General features: G+C 71.5%; 12 protein-coding genes. 5 read left to right on the top strand and 7 right to left on the bottom strand.

Going from position 1 to position 11,903, the window contains the following annotated elements:
- Window positions 1-692 precede the first annotated feature (692 nt).
- Window positions 693-1,658 carry a 2,3,4,5-tetrahydropyridine-2,6-dicarboxylate N-succinyltransferase gene (dapD, locus tag DEI98_RS11455; RefSeq protein WP_111100808.1) on the bottom strand — a complete coding sequence of 322 codons (966 nt, stop codon included), beginning with the start codon at window positions 1,656-1,658 and terminating at the stop codon, window positions 693-695.
- Window positions 1,659-1,810: 152 nt separating this feature from the next.
- Between dapD and dapE the strand changes: the two genes are divergently transcribed.
- The 4 genes from dapE to DEI98_RS11435 all read left to right on the top strand — a co-directional run bounded on the left by dapE (window position 1,811) and on the right by DEI98_RS11435 (window position 5,274).
- Window positions 1,811-2,893: a succinyl-diaminopimelate desuccinylase gene (gene dapE / locus DEI98_RS11450; RefSeq protein WP_111100807.1), complete on the top strand. Its 1,083-nt coding sequence runs from the start codon at window positions 1,811-1,813 to the stop codon at window positions 2,891-2,893.
- Window positions 2,878-4,122, top strand: a complete 1,245-nt coding sequence (locus tag DEI98_RS11445) for a hypothetical protein (RefSeq protein WP_111100806.1) — start codon at window positions 2,878-2,880, stop codon at window positions 4,120-4,122. The genes dapE and DEI98_RS11445 overlap by 16 nt, the downstream gene beginning before the upstream one ends.
- Window positions 4,123-4,269: 147 nt before the next feature.
- On the top strand, window positions 4,270-4,440 hold the full coding sequence (locus DEI98_RS11440; RefSeq protein ID WP_017887054.1) for a DUF3117 domain-containing protein: 171 nt from the start codon (window positions 4,270-4,272) through the stop codon (window positions 4,438-4,440).
- A gap of 114 nt (window positions 4,441-4,554) precedes the next feature.
- A complete protein-coding gene (locus DEI98_RS11435) occupies window positions 4,555-5,274 on the top strand; it encodes an AAA family ATPase (RefSeq protein WP_111100805.1) in 720 nt (239 codons plus the stop codon).
- A gap of 27 nt (window positions 5,275-5,301) precedes the next feature.
- Here DEI98_RS11435 and DEI98_RS11430 read toward each other — a convergent pair whose 3' ends face one another.
- Window positions 5,302-5,934, bottom strand: coding sequence for an O-methyltransferase (locus DEI98_RS11430; protein WP_017887052.1), 633 nt, complete (start codon window positions 5,932-5,934; stop codon window positions 5,302-5,304).
- Window positions 5,935-5,998: 64 nt separating this feature from the next.
- Between DEI98_RS11430 and DEI98_RS11425 the strand changes: the two genes are divergently transcribed.
- Window positions 5,999-6,367, top strand: a complete 369-nt coding sequence (locus DEI98_RS11425; RefSeq protein ID WP_027464570.1) for a twin-arginine translocase TatA/TatE family subunit — start codon at window positions 5,999-6,001, stop codon at window positions 6,365-6,367.
- A 99-nt stretch (window positions 6,368-6,466) separates the two neighbouring features.
- On the opposite strand, the gene DEI98_RS19000 is transcribed toward DEI98_RS11425, so the two are convergent.
- The 5 genes from DEI98_RS19000 to DEI98_RS11400 form a co-directional block, all read right to left on the bottom strand.
- Complete coding sequence (locus DEI98_RS19000; RefSeq protein ID WP_111100804.1) at window positions 6,467-7,765, bottom strand: carbohydrate-binding protein; 1,299 nt, start codon at window positions 7,763-7,765, stop codon at window positions 6,467-6,469.
- Window positions 7,766-7,919: 154 nt separating this feature from the next.
- The gene (locus DEI98_RS11415) at window positions 7,920-8,768 is read right to left on the bottom strand and encodes a bifunctional 2-polyprenyl-6-hydroxyphenol methylase/3-demethylubiquinol 3-O-methyltransferase UbiG (RefSeq protein WP_111100803.1); all 849 of its coding nucleotides are present in this window, start codon (window positions 8,766-8,768) and stop codon (window positions 7,920-7,922) included.
- Window positions 8,769-8,777: 9 nt separating this feature from the next.
- Window positions 8,778-9,938 carry a P-loop NTPase gene (locus tag DEI98_RS11410; RefSeq protein WP_111100802.1) on the bottom strand — a complete coding sequence of 387 codons (1,161 nt, stop codon included), beginning with the start codon at window positions 9,936-9,938 and terminating at the stop codon, window positions 8,778-8,780.
- Complete coding sequence (locus tag DEI98_RS11405; RefSeq protein ID WP_042539423.1) at window positions 9,931-10,428, bottom strand: DUF1003 domain-containing protein; 498 nt, start codon at window positions 10,426-10,428, stop codon at window positions 9,931-9,933. The genes DEI98_RS11410 and DEI98_RS11405 overlap by 8 nt, the downstream gene beginning before the upstream one ends.
- A 52-nt stretch (window positions 10,429-10,480) precedes the next feature.
- On the bottom strand, window positions 10,481-11,800 hold the full coding sequence (locus DEI98_RS11400) for a magnesium transporter MgtE N-terminal domain-containing protein (RefSeq protein ID WP_027464574.1): 1,320 nt from the start codon (window positions 11,798-11,800) through the stop codon (window positions 10,481-10,483).
- Window positions 11,801-11,903: the final 103 nt, after the last annotated feature.

The raw sequence follows: 11,903 nt of genomic DNA, 5'->3' as shown, positions 1-11,903 counted from the left end.
GTCGTGACCGCTCGCGGGGCGGGGCGGGCTCTGGACGCGACGACCTGGAGGCCCGGTGCCGGTCTCGTGGACCGACACCGGGCCTCCCGTGCGTGCGTCGGTGTGTGCGCGATCGTGGGACGTGCCGGTCGCCTCCGCCGAGTGGTCGCGAACGGTCGTCCGGAGGGTGCCGGAACGACGGTTCGTGCGCCCTCGGCGCGCGCGGACGGTGTGTCGTGACCGCTCGCGGGGCGGGGCGGGCTCTGGACGCGACGACCTGGAGGCCCGGTGCCGGTCTCGTGGACCGACACCGGGCCTCCCGTGCGTGCGTGCAGGGGCGCGGGGCGGCGGGACGCGCCGCTCGCTTCCGCCGAGTAGTCGCGAACTGTCGTCCGGCGGGTGTCGCAGTGACAGTTCGTGCGCCCTCGGCGCCCGCGGACGGTGTGTTGTGACCACTCGCGGGGCCGGGTGGGGCACTGGACGCGACGGCCTGGAGGCCCGGTGCCGGTCTCGTGGGCCGGTACCGGGCCTCCAGGCCTCCGTGCGTGCGTGTCGGGCGCGGCGCGGGGCGCGCCGCTCACCTCTGCCGAGTGGTCGAGAACTGTCGTCCGGCGGGTGTCGAACCGACGGTTCGTTCGCCCTCGGCGCCCGCGGACGGTGTGTCGTGACCGCTCGCGGGGCGGGCCTCCGGGCGCGCGGGCCGGGGCGGGGCGCTACGCGTGCAGCGCGGTGTTCAGCTGGATGCCCTCGCCCTTGCGCTGCAGTGCCTCGACGGCGCCGCTGATGCTGTTGCGGCGGAAGAGGATGTTCGGGGTGCCGGAGAGCTCGGCGGCCTTGACGGTCTTCGGGGTGCCGTCGGGGTTCGGGGCTGCGCCGACCAGCACCACCTTCGTGCCGGCCGTGACGTAGAGACCGGCCTCGATGACGGAGTCGTCACCGAGCGAGATGCCGAGGCCCGCGTTCGCGCCGAGCAGCGCGCGTTCGCCGAGCGAGACACGGTGGGTGCCGCCGCCGGACAGCGTGCCCATGATCGAGGCGCCGCCGCCGATGTCGGTGCCGTTGCCGACGACGACGCCCTGCGAGACGCGGCCCTCGATCATGGCGTCACCGAGGGTGCCGGCGTTGAAGTTGACGAAGCCCTCGTGCATGACGGTCGTGCCCGGTGCCAGGTGCGCGCCGAGGCGGACGCGGTTGGCGTCGCCGATGCGGACGCGGTCCGGCACGACGTAGTCGAGCAGGCGCGGGAACTTGTCGATGGCGTGCACGGCGATGCCGGCGCGCTGCAGGGACGGGCGCAGGCGCGTCAGGGACTCGGGGTGCACCGGGCCGGCGTTCGTCCACGCGACGATCGGCAGGTGGCCGAAGACGCCGTCGAGGGAGACCTCGTTCGGGCGGACGTGCAGGTGGCTCAGCAGGTGCAGGCGGAGGTACGCGTCCGGGGTGCTCGTGGGGCCGGCGTCGATCGTGATCTCGGTGGTGACGGCCTCGAAGCGGACCTCGCGGCGGGGGTCGTCCCCGACGTGCGCCTGCAGCTCGGCGGGGAACACGGCGCCGGCGGGCAGCGCCCCGAGGTGCGTCTCCGGGTACCAGGTGTCGAGCGTCGTGCCGTCGGCGGCGATCGTCGCGAGGCCGTGGCCCCAGGCGTGGGTCGGGCGGTCGGTGGCAGTCGTGTCGGTCACGGCTCCAGGGTACCGAGCGGCCGTCGGCGGGCACCGTCCGGCCGGACGGCCTGGGCGGTGGGGTCGCCGACCGTCCCGACTGCCGGGGCGGTGGGGTTCCCGACCGTCCGGACTGCCGGGGCGGTGCGAGGGGCGGCCGGTAGGCTGCCCGCATGCCGGAGCACCTCGACCTCACCGCCTCGTCCATCGACATCACCCGTGCCATCTGCGACATCGAGTCGGTGTCCGGGAACGAGCAGGCCCTCGCCGACGCGATCGAGGCCGTGCTCGCACCGCTGCCGCACCTCGAGGTGATCCGCGACGGCGACGCGATCGTGGCGCGGACGAACCTGGGCCGCGACCGCCGCGTCGTCATCGCCGGTCACATCGACACGGTGCCGCTCAACGACAACCTGCCGACCGAGTTCCGGACCGCCGAGGACGGCACCGAGATCCTCTGGGGCCGCGGCACCGTCGACATGAAGGCCGGCTGCGCGGTGCAGCTCAAGCTCGCGTACGACCTGGTCGACCCCTCGGTCGACGTCACCTGGGTCTGGTACGACCACGAGGAGGTCAGCGACGCCCTGAACGGCCTCGGCCGCCTGGCCCGGACACGACCCGAACTCCTCACCGCCGACTTCGCGATCCTGGGCGAGCCGTCCGGGGCGCAGATCGAGGGCGGGTGCAACGGCAACCTCCGCGCCGAGATCCGCACGTTCGGCAAGCGTTCGCACAGCGCCCGGAGCTGGATCGGCGACAACGCGATCCACAAGACCGCCCCGATCCTGGCCACCCTGGCCGCCTACGAGCCCCGCACCGTCACGGTCGACGGGCTCGAGTACCGCGAAGGCCTGAACGCGGTCGGCATCAGCGGCGGCATCGCGGGCAACATCATCCCCGACGAGGCGATGGTGCACGTGAACTACCGGTTCGCACCCTCGCGCTCGGCCGACGAAGCCGTCGCCCACATCCGCGAGCTGTTCGACGGGTACGAGGTCACGATCGTCGACCTCGCCGCCGGTGCCCGCCCCGGACTCGATGCCCCACTCGCGCAGGACTTCGTCGCGGCCGTCGGCGGACCGGAGCCCCGTCCGAAGTACGGCTGGACCGACGTCGCACGCTTCTCGGCGCTCGGGGTCCCCGCGGTCAACTACGGCCCCGGCGAGCCGGTCTTCGCCCACCACGACGACGAGCAGGTCCCGGTCGCGCAGATCACCGCGGTCGAGGCCGGGCTGCGTCGGTGGCTGACGGCCTGACGACGGCGGGGGCCACCCGGAGGACCCCTGCTCGGAACCGCTGGCGGGCCCGGTACCGGGTCGTCCCGTGGTGGGTGCGCATCACGGTCGTCTACGTGCTGGCGCGGCTCGTCACGGGCACCATGATGCTCGCCTTCGCCCGCGTGCAGGCGGCGAACTCGTTCACCGTACAGAGCCCGGGCTACCTGTCGTTCGCGTCGATCTGGGACGGTGCCTGGTACCGCGTGATCGCCACGGGTGGGTACCCGTCGACGCTGCCCGTCGACGCCGCCGGGCACGTGACCGAGAACGCGTGGGCGTTCATGCCCGCGTACCCGTTCCTGGTGCGCGCGCTCACGCTGCTCACCGGAGCGTCGTTCGAGTTCGTCGCGGTCTCGGTGTCGTTGCTCGCCGGACTCGGGGCCGCGCTGGTGTTCCGCAGGCTCATGGGACGGTTCCTCGACCCCGCACGGGCGACGTTCGCCACGGTGCTGTTCTGTGTCGCACCGGTGTCGGCGATGTTCCAGGTGGCCTACGCGGAGTCGATGGGCCTGTTCCTGCTGCTCGTCGCGCTGCTGCTCATGGTGGATCGACTGTGGTGGGCGATGCTGCCCGTCGTCCTCCTGCTCGGCATGACCCGACCGACGGGGCTCGCCTTCGCGTTCCTGGTGGTGCTCTTCGTGGCCGCGTGGGCGATCCGTCCGGCGTGGGTGCGCTCGTCGGAACCGCTGACCCTCCGCCGGCTCGTCCCACCCGCGGTGGTCGCCACGGTGTCGGGTCTGGTCGGTCTGGCATGGCCGGCGATCGCGTGGGCGGTGACCGGGGCGCCGAAGGCCTACACGGACACCGAGCTCGCCTGGCGGTCGTCGTACATCGGGTGGAAGGAACTCGTGCCGTTCGCGCCGTGGGTGCAGGGGTTCGGGTGGTGGTTGGGGCAGCCGGCCGGCACGGTGCTGCTCGTCGTCGTGCTCGTCGGGTTCGCGGCGTTCGTGTGCATGCCGGCCGCACGCCGGATCGGCATCGAGCTCCGACTCTGGGGCGTGGCGTACCTGGTGTACCTGCTGGCGGTGTTCTTCCCGCAGTCGAGCACCTGGCGCATCCTCGTGCCGATCGCGCCGCTGCTCGGGATCGTCGCGCTGCCGCGGTCGCGGGTGTACCGCGTGGCCGTCGTCGTCGCGTTCGTCGGGTTGCAGTGGGTCTGGCTGTACTACACGTGGTGGATCGACGGCTACGACTGGACCCCGCCGTGATCGATGCGGGGCGCCGGAGGCCCGTGGAACCGCGTTCTGCGGAGCATCCGGACGGGGCATCCGACACCCCCAACCTGGGCGGTTTCGCAGTTGCCCCCTCCATACGGGATAATGGGGCTGCATTTACTGCACGAAAGGGGACATCTGATGGCAGCCATGAAGCCGAGGACCGGTGACGGGCCGATGGAGGCTGTTAAGGAGGGTCGACTCATCATCGTGCGGGTTCCGCTCGAAGGTGGAGGCCGCCTGGTCGTCTCGGTCAACGATGCCGAGGCCAAGGAACTCCACGACGCACTCGCTGAGGTCGTCTCGGCCTAGTACGTCGAAGCACCAGAACGGAAGGCCCGGAGCGTGTACGCTCCGGGCCTTCCGTCTGTCCGCCGGTAGGGGGCGCCCACACGCGGTGTCGGTCGGCTCCGGCAGGATGGGGCCGTGCCGAGGACGAGACTGCCGATCCGCCGCGTCGAGGAGTACGCGCCCGACCCGATGCCGCGCAGCGTCTGGCCGGCCACGCTCGCGCCCGTTCGGCAGCTGCTCGACGACGGGCTCGACCTCGCTCCGGTGACGGTGCTGGTCGGCGAGAACGGTGCCGGCAAGTCCACCCTGGTCGAGGCGATGGCGCTCGCCTTCGGGATGGGGCCCGAGGGTGGTTCGACGAAGTCCGGGCACAGCACCCGCCCGAGCGAATCGCAGCTCTGGGAACACATCGCCCTGCACCGGGAGCCCGGAGCGGTGCGGTCCGGCTTCTTCCTGCGCGCGGAGACCATGCACGGGGTCTTCACCTACCTCGAACAGCACCCCGGGGGAGCCGAGCCCCTGTTCCACGAGCGGAGCCACGGTGAGTCGTTCCTCGACTTCGTGATCCACCGGTCGCAGTGGCCCGGGCTCTGGATCCTCGACGAGCCGGAGTCCGCCCTGTCGTTCTCGGGGTGCCTGGCGCTCATCGGGCTCCTGCAGTCCATCGTCGAGACGGGTGTCGGCCAGGTCGTGCTCTCGACCCACTCACCCGTGCTCGCCGCGTTCCCCGGGGCCGAGATCCACGAGGTCGGCGAGTGGGGCCTGCGGCGCACCGAGTGGCACGACCTCGAGCTGGTGCGGAACGAGCGTGCGTTCCTCGAGTCGCCCGAGCGGTACCTGCGGCACCTGGACTGACCTGCGCGAGCGCCGGCGGGTCGAGCGCTAGTTGGTGACCTTCGTCAACTGCAGCAGCCCGTCACCGGCGGGCGACAGCGCGCTGCGCACCGCACCCGAGGTCGACACCTCGGTCAGGAGCAGCCGGAAGTCCGTGGTGGCGCGGTCGCGCTTCACCGGGTCGGCCACGCGTCCGCGCCACAGGGCGTGCGGCACCAGGACGGTGCCACCCAGGCGGGCGAGCCGGAGACCGTGCTCGACGTACTCGATGACGTGCTCGGGGTCGGCGTCGACGAGGACGACGTCGTACGAGGCCTCGTTCATGCGGGGGAGCACCTGGTTCGCCCGACCGGGGATGAGCCGGATCCGTGCGGGAGCGGTGCCGGCGCTGATGTAGGCGTCGCGGGCGAACTGCTGGTGGTCGACCTCGACGTCGATCGTCGTCAGGGTCGCGTTCGGGGCGCCGGCGAGCAGGTACAGGCCGGAGACCCCGAGGCCGGTGCCGATCTCGATGATGCTCGTGGCTCGCGAGGCTGCGGCGATGACCCCGATCTGCGCACCGATCGCGGGCGAGATCGCTTCGACCCCGAGTTCCAGGGAGTGCTCACGAGCACGGGCGATCGCCTCGGTCTCCGAGACGATGTCCTCGGCGAACTTCCAGTTCGACTCTTTCTCTGACACGCACACTCCGTTCGGGAGACAACTCTAGAGGTGCAACGCAGCAGCACGCGTTAGGCTCGCTCGCGTGGACATCCCGCTCGACAAGATCCTGATCATCGGGGTCATCGGCGTCCTCTTGCTCGGGCCGCAGCGCCTGCCGATGTACGCCCAGAAGCTGGCCGAGTTCGTCAAGGCCGTCCGTCGGTTCGCCGACACCGCGAAGGAGCGGATGCGCGACGAGATGGGCCCCGAGTTCGACGACATCGAGTGGCAGAAACTCGACCCGCGCCAGTACGACCCGCGCCGCATCATCCGCGACGCCCTGCTCGACTCCGGCACGAGTGCCGCAGCCGTCCAGACCGCGCAGGTGACGGCCTCCAAGGTTCGCGCGACGGCTCCCGTCGTGCCCCTGGCCGCCGGTGAACCGGCACCCTTCGACGCCGAGGCGACCTGACGCCCGTCACGTCCCCACCTGACGGACTGGAGGCCCGGTGCCAGCTGGCACCGGGCCTCCAGTCCGTCAGGGGGTCGCGTCGCGACGCCCGGTCCTTCCCTACTTGAGGGCCGCCAGGAAGCGGTCGGTCCAGGCGAGGGCCGTGGTGCCGGCCACCGAGCTGCAGGTGGGTGACGCGGTGCTCTGCGCCGTCGGGCAGGGGGTGTCGCGGTCGAGCGACCAGGTGTGCACGCCCGCGAGCCCGTGGGACTTGGCGTACGCGGCGACGGTGTCGGCATCCGCGAGGGTGAAGACCTCGTCAGAGGTGTCGTTGACGCCGATCATCGGGGTGACCTCGATCTTCGACGAGGCGATCCCGTAGGTGTGCTGCAGGTTCGTGACCGCCTGGATCGTGGACTGCCCCATCTGACACGTCGACCCGACGATCACGCAGTTGGCCGTGGTCGCGCGTCCGAAGTCCATCGTCATGAGGTTGATCGTGTAGTTCGTGAGCGCCGAGGCCTTGATCGCCTTGACGGTGGCGTCGCCGGTGCTGTTCAGTCCACCGAACGAGCCGTCGGACGCCGCCAGCGTGGCGAGCGTGAACGAGAAGCGCAGGCCGGGGTACTTCGCCTGCGCCAGGGCCGCTGCGCTCACCAGGTTCTGCACGTCCGCGGCCGATTGCCCGCTCTCGATGTCGAAGTCGACGCCGATCATGTGCGGCGAAGCGTAGCGGGCGATGAAGGACTGCAGCGCGGTGCCGGAACACTTGAACGAGCCTGCGGCGCCACCGGTGCTGACGATGTAGTTCACGCCGGCAGCGTCGAGCTTCGCGATGTTGGCGCTCGCGAACGCGTCGGCGGCCACCCCGCCCCAGTTCTCGCTGCCGCAGGTACCGGTGGCGAAGGCGAGCGTGATTGCCTTGAGGCCGGGCTCCCGCGTCGACACGAGGCTGTTGCTCGACCCGACGACCGGGATCCGCGTGCCGGTGACCGCGGTGTTCATGACGTTCGTGTTCCAGTCGAGGTTCACGGTGATGTCCTTGTACGGGCTGAAGACCAGACCGCTCGCGGTGCCGGTGCTGCCGTTGCCGGGCGTGGTGGTCCCACCGCCGCCAGGGGTGGTGGTCCCGCCGCCGGCGCCGCCACCGGTGCAGGTGCCGGACGACGTCCACGGCTGGCCGCTGCCGGTCGCACCGGAGTGGGTTGCCGGTTCGTCGCCCTGGGTCCACCAGTTCGCGGTGTAGTTCGAACCGTTCTCGCTGACGGTGGCTCCGCCGTTGTAGGCGGTGCCGGCGCTCCAGGCGGTCGCGCAGGTCGTCGCGGCGAGGGCTGGCGCCGCTGTGAGCGAGCCCCCTGCGACGATGACGGCGGCGATGGTGGCCACGAGGCCCGATCGCACGCGGGTGTTCTGGTTCACACGGTTCTCCTGTCCTCGGTCGGACGTCGTCGTCCGGCGGGTGGAGCCCTCACGTCACATTCCGCAAGGGCATTGTGTAATGCCCTTGCATAATGCGCCGGGGTAGAACGCCCTGTCCATGAACGAACGCACAGGATGCGCCGAACGGACCAGGTCAGTCGCGGGTGGCGACGATCGTGTAGGTGGTCGGGATCCGGTCGCGGTCGTGATCCGGCCAGGCCCACGAGCCGGTGTCGGTCTCGACCATGCGGGAGCTGAAGCGCCACGGCAGGGTCCGGCCCTCGTCGAGTCGTCGGAGCCGCAGCCCGGCACCGAGCAGGGCGTTCACGATCTCGGACAGCGGGTGCGGCCACTCGAAGGTGCGGGTGTTCGCCACCGTGCCGTCACCGGCGTAGGTGCCGGCGTCGTCCCACTGCTGCGCGGTGCCGTCCGGGAAGTACCGGTACCGGGTGACGAGCTCGTCGGCGTCCTCGTCGAGGGCGTACAGCGCCGGGTGTCCGTCGCGGATGAAGAACACCCCGCCGGGGCGGAGCAGGCCGGCGACCTGCGCAGCCCAGCGGTCGAGGTCGGGGAGCCAGCAGATCGTGCCGATGCTCGTGTACACGACGTCGAAGTCACCGGTGACGGCGGCCCGGGCATCGAGGACGTCGGTCTCGACCCAGGTGACGTCGAGCCCGAGGCGCGATGCGAGTCCGGCGGCCGAGGCGAGGGCGGCGGGGGAGAAGTCGACACCGGTCAGTCGGGCACCCTCGCGGGCGAGCGACACCGTGTCGGTGCCGATGTGGCACTGCAGGTGACAGACGTCGAGGCCGTCGAGCGAGCCGTTCGGCAACCAGGGCGTCAGGGCCGGCAGGTCCTCGCGGACGACGTCCGAGCGGTGGCCGGGGTCGGCGAGGGCGTCGATCGCGTAGGCGCCCTCGTGGATCGGCACCCGGTCGTCCCAGTTCGCGCGGTTCGTGGCGCGTGCGTGGTCCCAGTCGACATCGACGTGATCGGTGCTCATGCCCCGAGCCTAGGACAGCGACAACCCGAGCTTCCGGCCGGCGAGCCCGCGTCCCATCGTGGTGATCCGGTCGGCGATCGCGGTCAGGGCCGCCGCGGCCGGGTCCTCCGGGCTGCCGAGCACCACGGGGACCCCGGCGTCGCCGCCCTCGCGCAGGGGCACCGACAGTGGCACGCTGCCGAGCACCGGGACGGGGGCGTCCTGGCCACGGGACAGCCGTGCGGCGGTCTCGGCGCCACCACCCTCACCGAACAGGTGCAGCACCGAGCCGTCGGGCTGCACGAGCCCCGCCATGTTCTCGACCACGCCGATGACCCGCTGTCCGGTCTGCCGGGCGACGATCCCGCTGCGCTCGGCGACGTCGGCCGCGGCGGCCTGCGGAGTCGTGACCACCAGGACCTCGGCGTGCGGCAGCAGCTGCCCCACCGAGATCGCGACGTCGCCGGTTCCCGGGGGCAGGTCGAGCAGCAGGACGTCGAGGTCGCCGAAGAACACGTCCGTCAGGAACTGGTTCACGGTGCGGTGCAGCATCGGTCCGCGCCACGACACCGCGGTCGAGACGTCGTCGACGAACATGCCGATCGACACGACCTTCACGTCGTGCGCCACCGGCGGCAGGATCATGCTGTCCACGCGGGTCGGGCGGGGTGCGACCCCGTGCTCGTCGGTCAGACCCATCAGGCTGGGGACGCTGAAGCCGTGCACGTCGACGTCGACGACCCCGACCCGCAGACCCCGGCGGGCGAGCGCGACGGCGAGGTTCACGGTGACGGTGGACTTGCCGACGCCACCCTTGCCGCTCGTGACGGCGATGACGCGCGTGAGCGAGTCCGCGGTGAACTGGATGCCCTTGGGCCGGCCGGCTCGCAGCCGCTCGGTCAGCGCGGCACGAGTGGCCGGGTCCATCACGGACACGTCGACGTCGACCGCGGCGACCCCCGGGACGGACCCGGCGGCGACGCGGACGTCGCGCTCGATGGTGTCGGCGGCGGGGCACCCCACGATCGTGAGCTGCAGGTCGACGCGCACCGCGCCTCCTGGCTGCACGTCGACACCGCGGATCATGTCGAGCTCCGTGACCGGGCGGCGGATCTCGGGGTCGATGACGCGGCCGAGCGCAGCGAGGACCGCCGTGCCGAGCTGTTCGTCGGTGGGGACGGCCTCAGCCACGGGTGGAGCTGTCGTGTTCGTCCGCGTACCCGGCCTCGTCGGCGTCGCGGCGGTCGAGCTCCTCGAGCAGGGAGCGGAGCTCGGCGCGGATGAAGTCCTTCGACGCCATGTCCCGCATCGCCAGGCGCAGGGCCACGACCTCGCGGGCCAGGTACTCGGTGTCGGCCAGGTTGCGCTCGGCGCGCTGGCGGTCCTGCTCGAACTGCACGCGGTCGCGGTCGTCCTGCCGGTTCTGCGCGAGCAGGATCAGCGGGGCGGCGTACGAGGCCTGCAGCGAGAGCACGAGCGTCAGAGCCGTGAAGCCGATGGCCGCCGAGTCGAACTGCCACGGCTTCGGCGCCAGGGTGTTGTAGCCCATCCAGACCACGCAGAACAGCGTGAGACCGATGAGGAACCACGGCGTGCCCATCCCGCGGGCGATGCCCTCGGTCGCACGACCGAAGGTGTCCCCGCGACCACGGCGGCGGCTGGGGAGCACACGCGTGCGCATGCCCTTCGGGGAGTCGAGCCGGACCTCTTGGCGGTCACGGTCGCGACGGTTGTCATCCGTTCGGGCCACGGGTGGTCCTCCTTCCCGTCGTCACGGGTGTCCTGCGCGGGCGTTGGCGTGGAAGCGGTGAGGGTTCCCCCTCGCCCTGACTTCGCCAGTCGTCCGGCAGGACGTGGTCGAGGACATCGTCGATCGTCACCACCCCGACGAGACGGTGGGCGTCGTCGACCACGGGGACGGACAGCAGGTTGTAGGTCGCCATGATGCGGGTGACCTCGGCGGCGCTCGCGTCGACCCGGACCGGTTCGGTCTGCTGGTCGATGAGCGTGCCGAGCCGCTCGTTCGGCGGGTAGCGGAGCATCCGCTGGAAGTGCACGAGTCCGAGGAACCGACCGGTCGGCGGCTCGTACGGCGGCAGGGTGACGCAGACGGCGGCGCCGAGCACCGGAGCGAGCTCGTGGCGGCGGACCAGCGCCAGGCCCTCGGCCACGGTGGCGTCGGCCGAGACGATCACCGGTTCGGTGGTCATCAGACCACCGGCGGTGTCCGGCTCGTACTCCAGGAGCATGCGGACGTCCTGCGCCTCCTCCGGCTCCATGAGCTGCAGGAGGGCCTCGCTCCGCTCGTCGGAGAACTGGGCGAGGACGTCGGCCGCGTCGTCCGGCTGCATCTGGTCGAGGACGTCGGCGGCGCGGGCATCCACCAGCCGGGTGAGGATCTCGATGCGCTCCTGGTCGGGCATCTCCTCGAGCACGTCGGCGAGGCGGTCGTCGGGAAGTTCCTCGGCGACCTCGAACCGGCGCTCGGCGGGCAGGTCGAGCAGCGTCGACGCGAGGTCGGCGGGCAGCAGGTCGGAGTAGGCGGCGATGACGTGCTCGGCGGACTGGGCCTCGCCGGGGAGCTCGTCCTCGGTGACCTCGTTCCACGTCGCGAACGTCGTCGGACCCTTGCCGAACGGTGACGGCGTCGTCTTCGGCTTGCGGAGGAAGAGCTGCGCGACCTCCCAGTCGCCCTGCCCGCGGTCCTCGATCGCGACGTCCTCGATGGTGGCGCGGATCCGCTGGTTCTTGATGAGCACCTTGCGGCCGAGCATCTCGGCGATGACGCGGACCTCGCCGCCACGCTGCTCGAAGCGGCGCATGTTCACGAGGCCGGTCGTGATGACCTGCCCGGCACCGATGGAGGTGATGCGGCCGATGCTCACGAAGATGCGGCGCTTGCCGGGCACCTCGACGATGAGCCCGACGACGTGCGGGGGATCGGCCCGGCGGTAGACGACCAGGACGTCCCGAACTCTGCCGACGCGGTCGCCCGCGGGGTCGAAGACGGAGCACCCGGCGAGGCGGGCGACGAAGACCTTCGTGGCGCTCACCCGACCCAGCGTAGTCGCTCGGGTGTGCGCGTTCGCTCGCGCCGCCGACGGCACCGGTCGACGGCTTGCGATCGGCTGCTTCCCTGAGAGTGCACGTGCGATT

Source organism: Curtobacterium sp. MCLR17_034 (assembly GCF_003234485.1).
GTDB classification, from domain to species: Bacteria; Actinomycetota; Actinomycetes; order Actinomycetales; family Microbacteriaceae; genus Curtobacterium; species Curtobacterium flaccumfaciens.
The sequence above is the reverse complement of the archived record's forward strand: the minus strand, read 5'-3'. Positions and strand labels throughout refer to the sequence as shown.